At 48.4% G+C, this 16,645-nt stretch carries 16 protein-coding genes; 13 read left to right on the top strand and 3 right to left on the bottom strand.

Going from position 1 to position 16,645, the window contains the following annotated elements:
- Positions 1–13: 13 nt before the first annotated feature.
- On the bottom strand, positions 14–1,129 hold the full coding sequence (locus B8987_RS02610) for a homoserine dehydrogenase (protein WP_020376396.1): 1,116 nt from the start codon (positions 1,127–1,129) through the stop codon (positions 14–16).
- A 227-nt stretch (positions 1,130–1,356) separates the two neighbouring features.
- On the opposite strand from B8987_RS02610, the gene B8987_RS02605 reads away from it, so the two are divergent.
- From B8987_RS02605 to B8987_RS02590, 4 genes are all read left to right on the top strand, one after another.
- Positions 1,357–2,229: a VanW family protein gene (locus tag B8987_RS02605; protein WP_020376395.1), complete on the top strand. Its 873-nt coding sequence runs from the start codon at positions 1,357–1,359 to the stop codon at positions 2,227–2,229.
- Between the two features lie 51 nt (positions 2,230–2,280).
- Complete coding sequence (locus B8987_RS02600) at positions 2,281–3,114, top strand: hypothetical protein (protein WP_084660848.1); 834 nt, start codon at positions 2,281–2,283, stop codon at positions 3,112–3,114.
- A 389-nt stretch (positions 3,115–3,503) separates the two neighbouring features.
- A complete protein-coding gene (locus B8987_RS02595) occupies positions 3,504–4,052 on the top strand; it encodes a cob(I)yrinic acid a,c-diamide adenosyltransferase (RefSeq protein WP_020376392.1) in 549 nt (182 codons plus the stop codon).
- Positions 4,053–4,068: 16 nt separating this feature from the next.
- Positions 4,069–4,494 (top strand): DUF2203 domain-containing protein, encoded by a 426-nt coding sequence (locus B8987_RS02590; protein ID WP_020376391.1) that lies wholly within the window; start codon positions 4,069–4,071, stop codon positions 4,492–4,494.
- Between the two features lie 26 nt (positions 4,495–4,520).
- On the opposite strand, the gene B8987_RS02585 is transcribed toward B8987_RS02590, so the two are convergent.
- Positions 4,521–5,096, bottom strand: coding sequence for an HDIG domain-containing metalloprotein (locus B8987_RS02585; protein ID WP_020376390.1), 576 nt, complete (start codon positions 5,094–5,096; stop codon positions 4,521–4,523).
- Between the two features lie 140 nt (positions 5,097–5,236).
- Between B8987_RS02585 and B8987_RS02580 the strand changes: the two genes are divergently transcribed.
- Positions 5,237–6,184: an NAD(P)/FAD-dependent oxidoreductase gene (locus tag B8987_RS02580; protein WP_084660847.1), complete on the top strand. Its 948-nt coding sequence runs from the start codon at positions 5,237–5,239 to the stop codon at positions 6,182–6,184.
- A gap of 22 nt (positions 6,185–6,206) precedes the next feature.
- On the opposite strand, the gene B8987_RS02575 is transcribed toward B8987_RS02580, so the two are convergent.
- Positions 6,207–7,925 (bottom strand): M61 family metallopeptidase, encoded by a 1,719-nt coding sequence (locus tag B8987_RS02575; RefSeq protein WP_026040799.1) that lies wholly within the window; start codon positions 7,923–7,925, stop codon positions 6,207–6,209.
- A gap of 303 nt (positions 7,926–8,228) precedes the next feature.
- Here B8987_RS02575 and B8987_RS02570 point away from each other — a divergent pair, with 303 nt between their 5' ends.
- From B8987_RS02570 to B8987_RS02535, 8 genes are all read left to right on the top strand, one after another.
- Entirely contained in the window at positions 8,229–9,134 is a 906-nt protein-coding gene (locus B8987_RS02570; protein ID WP_020376387.1) for a class I fructose-bisphosphate aldolase, read from the top strand.
- Between the two features lie 348 nt (positions 9,135–9,482).
- A complete protein-coding gene (locus B8987_RS02565) occupies positions 9,483–10,355 on the top strand; it encodes a coenzyme F420-0:L-glutamate ligase (protein ID WP_020376386.1) in 873 nt (290 codons plus the stop codon).
- 206 nt (positions 10,356–10,561) lie between these two features.
- Positions 10,562–11,641 carry a Glu/Leu/Phe/Val family dehydrogenase gene (locus B8987_RS02560; RefSeq protein WP_020376385.1) on the top strand — a complete coding sequence of 360 codons (1,080 nt, stop codon included), beginning with the start codon at positions 10,562–10,564 and terminating at the stop codon, positions 11,639–11,641.
- A gap of 207 nt (positions 11,642–11,848) precedes the next feature.
- A complete protein-coding gene (locus B8987_RS02555) occupies positions 11,849–13,498 on the top strand; it encodes an acyl-CoA mutase large subunit family protein (RefSeq protein WP_020376384.1) in 1,650 nt (549 codons plus the stop codon).
- Positions 13,499–13,508: 10 nt separating this feature from the next.
- Positions 13,509–14,006 carry an NUDIX hydrolase gene (locus B8987_RS02550; protein WP_028962829.1) on the top strand — a complete coding sequence of 166 codons (498 nt, stop codon included), beginning with the start codon at positions 13,509–13,511 and terminating at the stop codon, positions 14,004–14,006.
- 38 nt (positions 14,007–14,044) lie between these two features.
- Entirely contained in the window at positions 14,045–15,214 is a 1,170-nt protein-coding gene (locus B8987_RS02545) for a hypothetical protein (protein ID WP_020376382.1), read from the top strand.
- Positions 15,215–15,272: 58 nt separating this feature from the next.
- A complete protein-coding gene (locus tag B8987_RS02540; protein WP_020376381.1) occupies positions 15,273–16,067 on the top strand; it encodes an SDR family oxidoreductase in 795 nt (264 codons plus the stop codon).
- Positions 16,068–16,349: 282 nt separating this feature from the next.
- Positions 16,350–16,604, top strand: coding sequence for a hypothetical protein (locus tag B8987_RS02535; RefSeq protein WP_020376380.1), 255 nt, complete (start codon positions 16,350–16,352; stop codon positions 16,602–16,604).
- The last annotated feature ends 41 nt before the right edge of the window (positions 16,605–16,645 follow it).

Here is a 16,645-nt window from a genome sequence, read left to right as displayed (position 1 = left end):
CTTTGTGCCGCCCTCATTTTGCTCGGTAACGGTATTGCACGAAACCTTCTTCATGGGGCAATTCATAGGGTAAGATGAGATATCCTGGCCCGCTTTTTAACGCTTCTGCGATGACTGGCAGGGGCCTTTCCGGATCTTCGGCAAAAATCAAATACGCATCATTAATATTTTCAACCGGTAATGACTCAAACTGAATCGGATCGCGGTCGGGAACACTAAAACGTATACGCTGGATATCGGACACAATGCTAGTAGCCGTCGCTAATCCGCCAGCACCCGGACCTTCAATCCACGTCGTTCCCGCATCGGAAAAAATCCCAATGGCATTTTGGGAGCCTGCCAGTTTGAGGTAGCGGTGGCCTAAGGGATAAACCGTTGGGGCTACGACAAAACCAATAGAGGAAGGATGGCGTTCTGCTCGAGCGACAAGTCGCACGCCAAATCCCATCTCCTTTAATCGATGCAAATGGGCTGCTCGAACCTCTGTGATTCCTTTAACATATCCATTTTCGGCATCAATCCAAGAATGGAAGGCGAGCCCTGCCAATATCGACAGTTTACGCGCGCTATCCCATCCATCCACATCGGCTGATGGATCTTGTTCCGCAAAACCTAATGCTTGCGCACGCTGTAATGCGGCTTGATAGTCCATGCCCTGTTCCATTTGATCCAAAATGAAATTGGTTGTGCCATTCACGACCCCTTCAACGGCATGGATCGGAGTGGCATTTAGATGCCAGGTTAAGGCATCTAATATGGGCATTCCTCCGCCAACACTCGCTTCAAATAAGAAACCTTGGCGATGTTCACGGGCCATCGCCATCAGTTTTGGGCCAAAGCGTGCGACCACTTCTTTGTTAGCGGTTACGACCGATTTGCCCTTTTGTAATGCCGTGGCTAGATATTCATAGGCTGGATCGATACCGCCCATGACTTCAACCACAATGTCAATATCCGGATTATCAAGGATCTCGTGAATATCTGTGGTTAGAGGCAAGTTGGAATGGTGATGAGTCACATCGCGTACCAAAACTTTGTCAATGACTACGGTATTTTGGTGAGATAAGGCTTCCACAACGCCTTTGCCGACGGTTCCTAATCCTAAAAGCCCAATATGTGTTGTCTTCATTCTGTCACCTATTTAAATTCCGGTGGCTCACCGGGAATAATGCCGAACATCTTTAGTTTGCCACAGATTGCGCGGACATGCACGTTTTACCCGCGTTGCTTTGTGATGAGTCAAAATGACCGGGGATGGGCATGATAGGACCGCAGCACAAACGTCTATGAGCCGAAATGTTAACAAGGACGGATGGATAAGCGGCGAATTCTGTAAAAGAAAGGACGTGAGAGGCTATGATGCGGCAATGGCTTGTGATGACTCTTCTGGGATTTTTTTCCCCGCTGTTATCGCCCCATGCCAGTGTTTCTGCTCGTCACGTGACTCTCAGTGAATATCATCAACCAGCTCCTATTGTTCTCATATCCTCTAGCCCGTCAGCAGGGGAGGGAGCACAAGCCCTGAAACTTCCCTACGTGCTCGGTCAACAAACAACCAATTATTTTCATGCCAGTCCGAGTCAAGCCAAAAATATCGAATTGGCTGCAAGGCGTCTTGACGGGACGGTGGTGAAACCTGGTCACATCTTTTCGTATTATGCCGTGGTCGGACCCTATACCGAGGAAAACGGTTATGGATGGGGACGGGCCTTTGTCGGAGACCGGATTGTGCCTTCTGTAGGAGGAGGCGTGTGTCAAGGCTCTTCCACCTTATACTCAGCCTTGTTGCGGACAGGTTTGCCTATTGTAGAGCGTCACAATCATGGATTGACTGTGCCCTACTTACCCCCCGGAGAGGATGCGACGGTTGCTAGTGATTATCTCAATTTTCAATTTCGTAATAACCGGAGTACGCCCATATTAATCACGGCGCAAGCTAAGGACCGGCATATGACGGTGAAAATCTGGGGTGCAAGTCCAGGTCCCGACATTGTAGTTCGTCACAAAATTCTCCAAACATATCCATTTAAAACGATTGTCCGTTACAGCGCTTCATTGAAACCCGGAGAAGAAAAAGTGTTGGCTCCTGGGCAACCTGGGGTACGGGTCCAAAACTGGTTGGAAATTAAAGGTAAGAACGGAACCGAAATTAAACAACTCGGCATCGACCGATACCGCCCGAGTCCCCGGATAATCGAAAAAGGCCTTACCTCTTCCCACAACTCTTAGCATGAGTTCTCCCTCTTGTCCCATAAGATGGGATGAGAGGGGGATGACGGGTTGGGGCTTTGGTTGATTGTTCGCATTTTCAGTCTCAGTGGAGAACGCATGGTGTTAACGGCGTTGGGACGCCATAGCGATCCCTGGGGGATTATGGGCGCCTCATCGGTGATGGCGGCTTTGTTTTTGTGGCTCGGGGTGTTTTTACAACATCAACCGTTGACATGGCTTTGGCCTATTCTGTGGCCAAGTATGGTCTATGCGGCGGCTTTCTCGTTATATACCTGGGCATTATCCAAAGGGCCGATTAGCGAAGTGAGCCCGTGGAGCAACGCGACTACGCTACTTTTGTTCCTGTGGCATCCCGGTTTATCACAAGGGATCGGATTCATTGCCTCATTTGCTATAGGGGCGTGGTTAGCCGGTGCACAGAGTTTATCGCTTGCTGGATGGGTCATGCTAGCTAGCGATGTGTTTTTTGCAGCAGGACGCCTTCTCGATGTTCATTACCGTCTCTACTCTCCTCTAACTTATGGGGCCAATCTGATGACATGGGTAAGTCTTTGGATTTTGAGTGGGCTTGCCCTATCAAGAGGACGAGGAAAAATTCTAAGCACTGTGAAAAACTTCCCGGTTTTAAGTACACTGGAAGGCTTTTTTAATGCTTTAAGCTACGTTAGCGTGATCATGTTACTTAGGCAGATGCCTGTGGCAATTATTGAGGCTGTTTCCTCCATAGCGGGACTATTAGCGGCACTCGGTGGATTTATCTTTCACGAACAGATGACAGTACGCCAAATTCTTGGAGCGTTCATCATGTCAGCGAGTGCATTTTTTCTGCTCTTGACCCAGTCTCCTATCACGTTAAACTCAAAATGGGATATGCCGCTATAAGTGTCACCGAATTGCCTCACCTTAAAGCTCAGAATTTGAGGGAAACATCCAAATGGGTTGACGATCGAAAGCGGCAATCCGTCCGCACCCTTAGCAGCTAAACGAAACGACGGATATGCCCTTTGTATGTGAGTATGAATTCGGCACATTCTTGTTACGGTCTATAGGCGTTAGGAAATTAATACATAAGCCAGCAATTCTCAAGTGTCGTGGTTTCGCAAAATCAAGGTGACAAAAACACCAGATTCTCATTTAAACTGGAAAGTAGAACTTTATAATGACCGAAGAGAACGAGAAGAACCTCCGCGATCAAGACGACAGAAAAATTTATCGTCAAGGTGTGCCGTTCCTAGAACCATGGAGGATTTGGGGAGGATTGAGGATAAGGGATGAAAATTTACACCAAAACAGGGGACGGAGGTATGACCAGCCTTTGGGGACACGGCGACATCAAACGCGTTCCCAAAGACCATTTACGGGTGGAGGCTTATGGCACAATTGATGAGGCCAATGCCTTAATCGGAGTGGCCCGTTCGTTTTTGGAACAGGACGCACAAACTTTGGACGGCATGTTAAACCAGATCCAAAACACATTATTTGCCCTGGGAGCGGATTTATCCAATGTCAGTCCTGATCGTGAGAATCGTTTAGAAGCTGTTCAAATCGAGACCATTGAGCACTGGATCGACGATTTGGAAGAACATTTGGTGCCACTTCAGCAATTTATTTTACCAGGAGGGCATCCTTCCGCCGCCTTTCTGCATCAAGCACGAACTGTGGTGCGGCGGGCGGAACGGCGGTTGGTCCCCCTGGTGAATGCGGACGGGTCCTATGCATTGCATTTACAATATTTGAATCGGCTCTCTGATTTTTTGTTTGTGGCCGCGCGCGATGCGAATCGTGCCCACCACGTGAGAGACATCATAGCGGAATTTTGAAGGCGAGGGAGGATGCATGACACGACAATTTACCCTAGAAGAAGCTAATCAACTGTTACCTCTACTTCGGGAGCATTTAACCCGCCTGCGTTCTCTCCAAGATCAGGCGCGAAAAAAGTATGAAGAAATGCGAGATATTCGTGAAGTTGGCTACCGTAAAGATGGGAATTTAATCATGTTAAGCGATTATCAACTGGCGAAAAAGGAATTTGATCAAGTCGTTGCTGAGGCTAATCAGCTATTAGCGACAATCAATCAATTAGGGTGCCGGGTTACAGATGTAGAAATTGGTCTAGTCGATTTTCCTGCGGAAATTAACGGACAGCCTGTGTATTTATGCTGGCGCGTTGATGAAGAGTCCGTGAAATATTATCACGGACTCGAAGAAGGTTATGCAGGACGTAAACTCATTCCAGGCAGTGCATCGGGCCAAGATGCTTAATCGCGACAGAAAATTGGCTGTCGCGATTAAGGATTTAACCCTAACGCTTCGGCATGGGGGATTAAGGCGTTGATGATAAATTGTATAAGCTCGTCCAGCTCGATTCCCAATCCTTCCGCTCCTTGATAGACATCGTTGCGATTGACACCTTTCGCAAAGCTTTTATCTTTGAGTTTTTTGATAACGGATTTGGGAGTCAGCTCACTTAAACTTTTGTTAGGACGTACCAACGTAGCGGCCACGATGAATCCGGTCAGTTCATCGGCTGCATAAATCGCTCGTTTTAACAAGGTATCACGGGGAATACCGTTCTCGTTAACATGCGACCTAATCGCCTCAACAATGAGGTCGGGAAAACCTTCTTCAGCCAAGATGCGTCCGCCTTGAATTGTATGTTCGCCGATCTCGGGAAACGCTTCATAATCAAAATCATGGAGCAAGCCGACCCGAGCGTATAAGTCAGGATCTTCCCCATAACGCTCAGCTAATGCCTGCATGACCGCTTCAACGGCTAAAGCATGTTTGATCAAGGATGGATTTTTAGTATAACGATTAAGCAATTGCCAAGCCTGTTCACGACCAGGCCACAGCGTTGTGGACATATTACCACCTCTAAAGTAGGACTTTTCAGACGACAATACCGCGAAATCGTTATTTTGACAAGGCGAAAATCAATTCGTTACACTGAGGGCGAATTCCGGTGCGGAGTTCCTAATAAGCCAATATGGTGAGGAAAACACTTATGGAGACAAATATAGCCGATGTGCTGATCATTGGCGGTGGGCCTGTCGGCCTGTACGGCTTATATCTTACGGGATTGCATCATTTGAACACCATCATGATTGAACGCCTCCCGCAATTAGGGGGACAATTAGAGCATTTATATCCCGAAAAGCCCATTTACGATGTGGGCGGCTTTCCTCAAATTAGTGGGCATGACTTGATCACCCGTTTATTGGAACAAGCCAATCAATATCCCCATCAAGTTTATACGGAAACCCCCGCGTTGGGATTGAGACGCCAAGGAACACTGTGGGAGATTGAGACGAATCGCGACATTTTTGCGGCAAAATCTGTGATTATCACGGCGGGAATTGGCGAATTTCTGCCAAGACGTTTTAACAACCCAGCGATTGACCGATTCGAAGGGCAGGGCTTGTATTACACGGTTCGACATTTAGAAGACTTTCGCAATCATAACGTCCTCATTGTGGGAGGCGGCGATTCGGCGGCAGATTGGGCCATGGCAGTGGCACCTCTTGCCGACAAAGTGTGGATGATTCACCGCCGTGACCAATTTCAATGTCATGTCGACAGCTTAAGCAAACTCTCCCATCTTCCTAATGTGACTTTGTTGACCCATCAGGAATTGTTGTCTGTGGAAGGGCAGGACAGAATCGAAGGTGCTCAAATTCGGCATAATCAGTCCCAAATCGTTACGCATTTAGAGGTAGACCGCATTATTATTGCGATTGGATTAATTCCTGGTACCGGTATTTTCCGAAATTGGGGTTTGGAACTGAGCGGCAATGAGATTGCCGTCAATTCGGCCATGCATACAAATCTTGCGGGGGTGTTTGCGGCCGGCGATATTGTTAGCTATCCCGGAAAAGTCAAGTTGATATCCGCCGGATTTGGTGAGGTAGCGACCGCCGTGGAATCAGCGCGTCGCTACCTCTTAAGTCATTAGGGGAACCCATGGTGCGTGACATTTAGGGATAAGGGGCTCCCAGCCATTGGCTGAATTGCTGGCGAGCCTCTTCGGAAGCATTGGGGTCCGTAATGAAACGCCAGGCATCAGGACGGGGCGGGTCGAGCGTTAAGGAATAGGTTTGTAATTGGTGTTGGCGAAATACGCTCACTTGGATGCTCGTGTTTGCTGCACATTGAGCGAGACGTCCTGGAAGGTTGTCATGACGTATCCGATATCCATTTAACGCAATCCATTCATCACCCGGTGCCAGTCCCGCCTTTTCGGCTGGACTGTCTTTGAGTACATGCTTAATGATCACGGTGTCGGTGGCGGACTTTTCAGTGATAATGCCCGTGAAGGGCACTTTTTGATGGGCATCTTTAAATTCTTTGAGGAGTTTAAGGCCGACCACATTGAAAAGTTCGTCGGGAAGATCATCTGTGCCATAAACCCACTGCTGTAAACGTTGGCGCATTAAAGGTCCTCCCACGCGAACTAGAGCCTCATCAACGGCGCTGTCGGGATAACCTTGGTCGCCATAGGTCATCCATAAGAAGCGGAGCACGGTATCTAAACTGTCTCGGCCCCCTGTCGCTTGGCGCAACGCCAGATCTAAGGCCAACGCCACCAATGCCCCTTTATGATAGTAGCTGATGGTGATATTGGGAGTGTTGCCATCAGGCCGGTAAAATTTTATCCAGGTATCTTGAGAGGCTTCCACTAGGCTTTGGACATGGCGGCCTGGGAGCAGATCGAGGAGACGGAGTGACTCCGCAAAGTGGTCGAGGACGGTAAACACGTCCACGACTCCGGCCCGCACTAATAAAAGCCAGGCGTAATAGTCGGTCCATCCTTCTAGCACCCACAATAATGAGGTGTAAACTTCGTGCTGGTAATCAAAAGGCCCGAGGTTTGTTGGGTGAAGACGCTTAACATTCCACAAATGAAAATATTCATGCGCAAATAGGGCTAAGACGCGGGGATACTTGCTCGGGTCATGGAGCATGAAACGGTCGAAAATGATGCTGGCAGAATTTTTGTGTTCCAATCCTCCGCCGCTCTCTATACTCCCGTAAACGAGAAAAACATAGCGATTATAGGGAAGTGGTGTGCCAAAAATGTCTTTGGCGGACTGAATAATGGGGGGAAGATCCCGGAGCAAGGCATGGAGATCGATCTCATCAAATCCTGTGAAAATCAGTTCATGCTCAACATTGTCTACCATAAAAGAGTGCCGTTGAAACACGCCACATTCCACGGGGCTGTCTACTAACGTGTCATAATCGGGCACGGCATAGTGATATCCGGGTTGGTTCAATCGGGTGAGTCCTGTCGCCACATCCCAATGGGAATAGGGGGGAATGACCTCTAATTCGATGTCATAGGCAACGTCGGTGTCGGGGTATAAGAAGACATTAGCCCCATTGAAATATCCTCGCTGGTTATCTAAATAGCTTGTGCGTACCGAAAGTTCATATGCGAACACATCATATTCTAGAATCACTGTGGAAATACTTCCTAAATCTTCTAAGACCCATGTCGCCTTATCAAGTTTACGCACGGCGAGTTCTTGGGATTGTGATGAGGCGTGAACGCGGTCAATATGACGAGAAAATTCCCGGATGAGATAAGAACCGGGGGTCCATACTGGTAAAGCCCATTTCATGTTGGGGGGTGTTGTGCCAGTCCATTCAATCCGCACGTGAAACCGGTGTGTTTGAGGCATGGGCATGGAAATCTGATAGCGAAGATGTGCAAGTGGCTGATCCGTATGAAAACCTCCTTGTGATGCGTTTGTGATGCGTTTGTGATGCGTTTGTTGATATTCTCATGATGTCCTCTTGATTTTGTAAACGGGCATCGTGTTTGCCGATTTCTAGGACCATCTTTATCTTACCGGAAAAATTTTTAATTCCCAACAATCGCCGGTGAGTTGGCGACAAGGCGGGGTCTGTGACATTCTCTTTAGGAACCAGCTTTGGTATGATTAGGGAAGAATAGGCATGTATCTCGCCGAATGGAAAGGGATGAAGGAGCGATTATGGCAACGCAAGAAATTCGTGCACATCTCGATCAATTGAATTTGAGTACGGGTAAGAAGGCACGGTTATACCGTTTGCTATATGGTGCGGGGCCGGCTAATGGCACATTGATGATTTTGCCGATCGATCAAGGATTGGAGCATGGACCCCGTGATTTTTTGGATGCCCCCGAGAGTCAAGATCCTGCATTCCAATTTCGCATTGCATTAGATGGTCACTTTTCTGCCATTGCCTGCCAGATTGGATTGGCGGAAAAATATTATGCGGATTATGCCGGCCAAGTTCCTTTGATCTTAAAACTGAATGGAAAGACCGAAATTCCCTCTGATGATGAACCGATTTCTCCCTTGAATGCCTCGGTCGAAGATGCCGTCCGACTGGGTGCAGATGCTGTGGGTTACACCTTGTATGTCGGCTCTCCCCGTCAAGATGAGGATTTTGAACAATTTCGCCGCGTTCGAGAAGACGCGGATCGCTACGGCCTGCCTGTTGTGGTATGGAGTTATCCTCGCGGAGCGGCTATTGAACAAAAAGGTGGGAGAGATTCCATTTACGCTATCGACTATGCCGCGCGGGTAGCCCAAGAATTAGGTGCCGATGTTATCAAATTGAATGTGCCCAAAATTGATCCAGCCCGTTTAGCGCATGCCCCCAAAGCCTATCAACGAGAATGGACATTGGAGTCCGCGGTTCAACAGATTATTCGCTCTGCGGGACGGTCCTTAGTCATATTTGCGGGTGGCGAAAAGGGCTCTCAAGAAAGCGCGCTAGAAAAGGCGCGATTATGCATGGAATGTGGAGCTACCGGCTTAATTTTTGGTCGGAATGTTTGGCAGCAGTCTTACCACGATGCCATGACCTTGAGTGAACAAATTCATCAATTATTGGCGAATTACCCGGGATAAAGGGTAGCGAAGAAGCTGGTCTGAAGACCAGCTTCTTTTTTACTTAGGGAGGTCTAACTCTTTTCGTGCGGCAAAGATTTTAGTTTGTGTTCGCCCTTCGTCTTGCTTGCCTTTTGTCAGACCCATCACGGATCTTTATCCATGTCTTAGACCTCACTAATGTTTTGAAGTGGATGGGGAATTTGCTCATTTCGCCGGATCTGGGTTGCTTGTCATATCTTGGATGGAAATGGGATATCGGGCAAAATCTTGCGTCCATGGTAAAACTTAACCCGAAATCGCGAGTGTCTTGATTCTTGATGGCGTCATACCTTAGGGGATGACAAGAGATGATGGAGGGAAAACAAGATGGCGGATCATCCTATTTTTACACGAGACATTCCGGATGAGGGAAATGGAACCTGGATTGAAAAACCGGTCAAAGAAATTGGCAATCAACGCTATTTAAGGTATGTCGTACGCAGTCACTTAGTAAAACCTGGGGAAGATTTAATGAAAACATTGGTACCGTATTTTCAAGGGAAGGTGACGCCTAAAGATATTGTGGTGATTGGTGAAAAAGTTGTGGCGATTGCTGAGGGCCGGGCCGTATTACTCAGTCATGTCAAGCCAAGGTGGGCAGCGAGATTTTTATCTCGCCATGTGCGGCAATTAGGTTATGGTTTAGGATTACGGCGGCCAGAAACCATGGAGATGGCTATTCGTGAAGTCGGTTTGGCCCGCATTCTTCTGGCAGCTGGCGTGGGCGCGTGCGACCGTGTACTAGGTCGTTCAGGCGATTTTTACCGTGTCGCTGGACGCCAAGTGGCATCGATAGATGGCCCCGGACCCACGACCATTCCCCCTTATAATCAGTATATTGTCTTGGCTCCTCGGAGCGGGCAAACCCTGGCGGATAAATTGGCCAAGGCGCTACACACTCAAGTGGCGATTGTTGATGTGAACGATATTGGGGCGGAAGTCTTGGCAGCCTCGGCCCATGTGGATATGAATTTGGTGCGAGAACTCCTTCGAGATAATCCCATGGGTCAGGGAGCGCAAAGAACTCCCTTAGCCGTTTTGCGACCGACGACTCAAGAAAAGCGGCTGAAAAATTGGCCGTCTCCTGGTGGCAGTTCACTTAACGTGCAAGGCGGCTTTGTGGCGACGATGCCAGGTGAGGGAACTGATGCTGTCATTTGGGCGGGTGATGAGGTCGCATCGACTCGGTCAAAATCCTAAAAGATTGGGGTCACACATTGCAAACGATTCCCATTGTCGTTAAAGTCTAACTAGCAGTGTGACGTGATGACACATTTTGGTATAGTCAACAATTTCTTGTCCAATGTTTTGCGTAATATCGTATCAAACTGCCCCTAGCGTAGGCCGCATAATTTTGAGCGATGACTAGGGTTGGAATGACGATATGGTAGGGTAGGAGGGATTTCATGGAGATTTTCAAGGAAATGGCCAAGCATGGGCATGAACAATTAATTTTTAATTTTGACCATACGACGGGACTTAAAGCTATCATTGCCATCCACAATACGACGTTGGGGCCAGCATTAGGCGGTTGCCGTATGCTGCCCTATGTCTCTGAAGAGCAAGCGATTGAAGATGCCTTACGATTATCGGAAGGGATGACCTATAAAGCGGCCGCAGCGGGATTGGATTTTGGCGGGGGCAAAGCCGTCATTATCGGTGATCCGGCCAATGACAAGTCCGAAGCGTTATTTCGTGCATTTGGACGATTCTTAGACACCTTAGGCGGCCGCTATTTAGTGGGGGAAGATGTTGGCACGAATGAACAAGACCTTTTACATTGTGCTAAAGAGACCTCCTATATTGTGGGATTGCCGGAAGCCTATGGGGGTTCTGGTGATACGGGGGATATGACAGCGGTGGGAGTGATTGCCGCCATTCAGGCAGCGCTGACCTACCGATTTGGCACACCTTCTTTGAAAGGTCGGCGGATTGCCATTCAAGGTCTCGGGAAAGTGGGCTATCAATTAGCACGGCATGCGCATGATGAAGGCGCCGATGTCGTGGCGGCCGATATTAACCCGCACGTGGTGGGCAAAGCGGCGAGTGAATTACATATTGAACCGGCTGACCCTTGGACTATTTTAGAAACCCATTGTGATATTTTGGCACCTTGTGCTCTTGGAAATGTCGTCAATCATGAAACGATTGATAAATTAGACTGCCAAATTATCGCGGGTTCGGCCAATAACCAGTTGGAAGACGTGTCGATGGGAGAACTTTTACGCGAGCGCGGTATTTTATATGCTCCTGATTTCATCACGAATGCTGGAGGACTTATACAAGTCGCTAATGAGTTGACAGGATATCGTGAAGACCGGGTCCGCCACCAGGTGGAAAACATCTACGAATTATTGCTATCCGTCTTCCAACGCGCTGACGAGGATCAACGCTCGACCGTGTCTGTGGCCATGGAGATGGTTGAGGAACGGATTAATATGCTCCATAACATTCACCGAATTTTCGCTGAGCATTATTCGAAATAGGCAACTCAGTCCCCGAATTAATAGGATTGTTGGCGCGAGTGCGAAAAATGTTAATATCTTGAATGCTTAATAGGCGCAGTGTATCATGGAAAAAAGCTCATGATATGGTGTTATAGTATGCACAGCGTTTAAGCATATAGATCGATGAAGAATATGGTGAGGACCATGCTTGGCAATTGACTTGGCACATCCGAAAGGAGTTTAGGCATGGCAATAGAAGCATTTCATCACTCTCAAGCCTTGAGGCCGGGTCCAAGTGGAGATCCCTACCAAGGGCACCGAACGTTTCGGACGTTGTCCGGAATTCCCATTAAAGAAACATATACTCCAGATGATCTACCGCCCCAACATCTCATTGGATCTCCAGGACAATATCCTTTTACTCGCGGAATTCACACCACGATGTATCGCGGTCGGTATTGGACGATGCGACAATTTGCTGGTTTCGGTACTGCCAAGGAAACGAATGCACGGTTTCGTTATTTGTTGGAACAAGGCCAAACCGGGCTCTCAGTTGCGTTTGATATGCCTACCCTCATGGGCTATGACTCCGATGATCCCCATTCCTTGGGGGAAGTGGGGCGAGAAGGGGTTGCCATTGATCATGTAGGAGATATGGAACGCCTCTTTCAAGATATTCCGTTGGATAAGGTCTCGACCTCCATGACGATTAATGGTCCGGCTCCCATCATTTGGGCTATGTATCTCGTCGCCGCAGAGCGGCAAGGCGTTGATTGGACGCAGTTGCGGGGAACTCTCCAAGCTGACATTCTCAAAGAATACATTGCGCAGAAAGAATGGATTTTCCCACCAAAGCCCTCGATGCGTTTAATTGTTGATATGATGGCCTATGCGACACGCTATGTTCCCCAATGGAATTCTATTAGTATTAGTGGATACCATATCCGCGAAGCGGGCTCTACAGCAGCCCAAGAACTCGCATTTACCTTAGCGGACGGTTTCGCTTATGTCGAAGCCGGAATTAAGGCAGGACTCGATGTGGATGCTTTTGCGCCGCGATTATCATTCTTTTTCAATGCCCACATTGACTTTTTTGAAGAAATTGCGAAATTTCGAGCCGCCCGGCGAATATGGGCTCGGCATATGAAAGAGATTTATGGAGCCAAAAATCCGAAATCGTGGATGATGCGCTTTCATACCCAAACGGCTGGATGTTCGCTCACGGCCCAACAACCTGAAAACAATATTGTGCGAACAGCCTATGAAGCCTTGGCTGCTGTGCTAGGCGGAACCCAGTCACTACATACCAACTCGATGGATGAAGTGCTGTCCTTGCCCACCGAAAAAGCTGTGAAAATTGCATTGCGCACCCAACAGATTTTAGCGTATGAGACCGGCGTCGCTAATACCGTTGATCCGTTAGCGGGTTCGTATTTTGTTGAAGCGTTGACGACTCAAATGGAAGAGCAAGCCGAAGAATATTTTGCCCGCATTGAGGAACAAGGTGGGGTATTGGAATGTATTGAAAACGGATATCTGCAACGGGAGATTGCCGATGCTGCCTATCGTTATCAAAAAGAATTAGAAAACCATGAGCAAATCCTCGTCGGGGTCAATGCGTTTGTGGAACCGCCCAATGAGGAATCAATTCCGCTACTGCGAATTGATCCAGCGGTCGAGAAAGATCAGGTTGAATCCTTAGCCACTTGGCGCAAAAATCGGCAGGATTCTGCCGTCAAGCAAGCATTACAAGCGCTGCAAGAGACCTGTCTGACCCCTGATGGCGAAATCATGCCACATATTATTGAAGCTGTCCGGCAAGGGGCGACCGAAGGAGAAATCGTGGCGGTGATGAAAGCCGTTTTTGGCACGTGGCGCGAGCGCCCCGTATTTTAGTGGCGACTTTATGGCCAAATTGCGCCGTGTGTTTCGCCAGTTCATGTTTTATCTCATTTCTCGGGTCTTTCCCAAACGTTTGACTCAATTTTTAATGTATCTGACGCAAGCGAAATTTGTGGTTGCTGTGGTGGTTGTCTTATATCATGGCAACCAAATTCTTTTGCTCCGTCACAGCTATCGGCCGCGGTATCCGTGGGGACTGGTGACGGGATGGGTCAAAGCCGGTGAGAGTCCGAAGCAAGCGGCCTCACGTGAAGTGTTCGAGGAGCTAGGAATTGAAATCGCTGAATTGCATTATTTCTATTCGGAAGTGGTGGGCCGGCACCATTTGGAGATTGGCTTTTGGGCTATGGTTGATGCGGCCAATGATTCTCATCCATCGGGCGATGGAGAAATTCTCGAGAGTGCGTGGTTTTCGGTGCATCAACTACCCGAAGGACTGTTGCCATCCCAACGACCTCTCATTTTGCAAGCAGAAAATGCCAGAATTCGGGAATTTTCGTAGAACCTTGCGATTCTTGTCATGAAGACGCACAATAACCTATGGTGATAAGTGTGTCGGCAAAATGGTGGAAAGCCACTTTTTGGGGAATGCTTCTTTTGGGTATCACGGGGTGTGGGACCTTTTCAGGCTCTTCCGTTTCTTCATCTTCCGGTTTGGTTATGGCTATGCCCAAGCAGTATCCTGCTGTCACTGGCTTTTCGTTTTCGGCGGTCAGTCCGGAATTAGAAGGGGCTGTGAGTGCTCTACAGCTTAATAACCAAAATCATTTGGCGGCTGTCATATCGTGGACGAATGTTCCACATTCTGCGTCCTTTTTATTATGGCAGCCAGGTGCAACCCATCCTCCTATCATTCCCTATTTTCATGTGTCTGCGACAGCGCTTTCTCCTTCGTCGCAGATCATTGTGGGCGGCGAATCGAACGGGAAAAATGTTATTACGTTTGGACAACACCAGTGGACATGGAGCGCATCGACGACCCGTGCGCCCCAGTGGATCACGGCCTCTTGGAATCAGGTGATTTATGCTGTGGCCCCAGGCACCAAAGGCGGATGGGATATTATTAAAATATCTTCTCAAAAACTTGTTAGTGAATCGCCGTTACCTCTTAATGCGGGCCAGCACATTGTCGCGATTGCGGCGGCCCAAAATGGAGGGCTCTGGATTGCCACCAGCCATCCTAATCAGATTGTGTTATGGCGACAGGGAACATTTCAACAATCTTATACTCTGCCGGGTCGTGTCATGTCGCTCGTGCGCCCGCAAAATCCTCGCTCTTTAAAGTCGGCGAATCCTGTGATAGCGCTCCTCGCGTCTCCCAGTGCGTTGCCTGGAACGGCTGATAGTGTGGTAGAGATTGCATCACATCATCTTCGCGTCGATAAACTGGCGATGGCTTGGTTGGTGGGAACGCAACAAGTGCCTTTCATTGCCGGCGCCAGTAGCGCTGACTGGGTTAGTCCGCACCATCTTTTATTGACATTATGGGATAGCGGATTGAATCAAGTAGCCATTGCCAGGCTCAATCTCGATACAGGACAGGCGACAATTCTTCCGAATAGTATTTTTCATCCCAACTTACTCAATGCTCAAGCCCCATTTTTTCCGCTTACGGCATCGCCAACGAAAAATCTGATTGTCGTCGGCCAAGGATATGGATTAGCTTTTTATATCACGTCATCGGCAACATGGACGCAATTCATGAAATAGACACGTGCTGCATACTGGTTAAAGAGCAAAATTTACGATTAACCAGGAGGCGAGCACAATGGGACAGGAATTTGAATCAGACCGCGCAATCGTTACGGGCGGCAGTCGTGGCATTGGTTGGTCTGTTGCCGAGGAATTAGTGGCCCAAGGGGCTCGGGTACTTCTGGTTGCTCGCCATCAGGATGCGTTAAAAACACGCGTCGACGAGTTGAATCGGCGTTTTCCAGGTCAGGCATTTTTTTATGCGTGTGACATGGGCAATCAGCCTGCATGTGCACAAGCCGTGGTGCAGTATGCCCTGAACACTATCGGCCAACCCACTTTATTGCTCAATGGGGCTGGAGGTGCGTCCATTACCAATGCGTTGGATGCGCCCTGGTCTTTATGGGTAGACGATTTTCAAGTGAAATTCTTTGGTTATTTGGCCATGACACGCGCCGTGTTACCTTTAATGATGCAGCAACGAAAAGGAGTTATAGTGAACCTCGTCGGAATTGCAGGGAAAGATCCCAATCGAAATTTACCCATAGCCAGTGCCATCAACGGTGCATTAAACGGGGTGATGAAAGTCTTAGCCGATGACGTCAGTGCTTATGGGGTTCGCATCATCAATGTCAATCCCGGAGCCACGGAAACTGATTTACTAGAAACCATGGCGCAAGCTACGGCAAAACGGTCGGGAGATAGTGTGGAGAATGTTCTGAAGGCTATGCGAGCTCGTGCCCCGTTAGGACGCCTGCCGTCAGCCGCCGACGTTGCCGGAGTTATTCTCTTTCTGATGTCTCATCGTGCGGCTTTTATTACGGGAACCAGTGTTGATGTGGATGGCGGCATACACCGCGGCGCTTTTTAGACCTTTTAAGGTGTGACTCATCATGTCACCAGCAATTATTGACACGTCGCGCTGTCGTATTCGACAAACTTTTCCTTTTGATGAACAATCAGATTTTAAGCCCGACAAAAAGCTATCATATAGGAATCGTTATGTCGAAAACTGTGGATATATTGGGGATAAGGTTGTGTAAAAACTGTGGATAGACGCGGGAACAAAGCAGGAAAAGCAGCATGTGGCGGAGAAATGGGATGTGAACAATCTAATACATAATAAAGCATTAGGTAGACGGGAGGGTCTAATGTGGATGATCGATGTCCGACATGTGGTTCTGAGGATGTGGTGATGACAGGTCCATTAACCATCGAAGGAGAAAGGGCTTGCATCACGGTGGTCCATGGTTGGCAATGCACATTATGTGGGAATCTTCAGGTGATGGTACCTCAAGCGGTCTTAGTCCGGTTGTATCCGCCTGGCATCCGCTTTTTAACGGAGTCCCGGCGAAATAGAGCGTTAGCCAAACGTCGCCTGCGGAAAAAAGCCGAATCTACCCGCTAATCGTCAGGCCCAATAGATCACGGGAATCCGCGTCAAAAATC

The organism is Sulfobacillus thermosulfidooxidans DSM 9293, assembly GCF_900176145.1.
Taxonomy (GTDB): domain Bacteria; phylum Bacillota; class Sulfobacillia; order Sulfobacillales; family Sulfobacillaceae; genus Sulfobacillus; species Sulfobacillus thermosulfidooxidans.
The sequence above is the reverse complement of the archived record's forward strand: the minus strand, read 5'-3'. Positions and strand labels throughout refer to the sequence as shown.

What these genes read in the sequence shown, in the direction of transcription:
- B8987_RS02610 (WP_020376396.1), bottom strand. Translation starts at nt 1,129, where the DNA reads ATGAAGACAACACATATTGGGCTTTTAGGATTAGGAACCGTCGGCAAA.
- B8987_RS02605 (WP_020376395.1), top strand. Translation starts at nt 1,357, where the DNA reads ATGATGCGGCAATGGCTTGTGATGACTCTTCTGGGATTTTTTTCCCCG.
- B8987_RS02595 (WP_020376392.1), top strand. Translation starts at nt 3,504, where the DNA reads ATGAAAATTTACACCAAAACAGGGGACGGAGGTATGACCAGCCTTTGG.
- B8987_RS02590 (WP_020376391.1), top strand. Translation starts at nt 4,069, where the DNA reads ATGACACGACAATTTACCCTAGAAGAAGCTAATCAACTGTTACCTCTA.
- B8987_RS02585 (WP_020376390.1), bottom strand. Translation starts at nt 5,096, where the DNA reads ATGTCCACAACGCTGTGGCCTGGTCGTGAACAGGCTTGGCAATTGCTT.
- B8987_RS02580 (WP_084660847.1), top strand. Translation starts at nt 5,237, where the DNA reads ATGGAGACAAATATAGCCGATGTGCTGATCATTGGCGGTGGGCCTGTC.
- B8987_RS02570 (WP_020376387.1), top strand. Translation starts at nt 8,229, where the DNA reads ATGGCAACGCAAGAAATTCGTGCACATCTCGATCAATTGAATTTGAGT.
- B8987_RS02565 (WP_020376386.1), top strand. Translation starts at nt 9,483, where the DNA reads ATGGCGGATCATCCTATTTTTACACGAGACATTCCGGATGAGGGAAAT.
- B8987_RS02560 (WP_020376385.1), top strand. Translation starts at nt 10,562, where the DNA reads ATGGAGATTTTCAAGGAAATGGCCAAGCATGGGCATGAACAATTAATT.
- B8987_RS02555 (WP_020376384.1), top strand. Translation starts at nt 11,849, where the DNA reads ATGGCAATAGAAGCATTTCATCACTCTCAAGCCTTGAGGCCGGGTCCA.
- B8987_RS02550 (WP_028962829.1), top strand. Translation starts at nt 13,509, where the DNA reads ATGGCCAAATTGCGCCGTGTGTTTCGCCAGTTCATGTTTTATCTCATT.
- B8987_RS02545 (WP_020376382.1), top strand. Translation starts at nt 14,045, where the DNA reads ATGGTGATAAGTGTGTCGGCAAAATGGTGGAAAGCCACTTTTTGGGGA.
- B8987_RS02540 (WP_020376381.1), top strand. Translation starts at nt 15,273, where the DNA reads ATGGGACAGGAATTTGAATCAGACCGCGCAATCGTTACGGGCGGCAGT.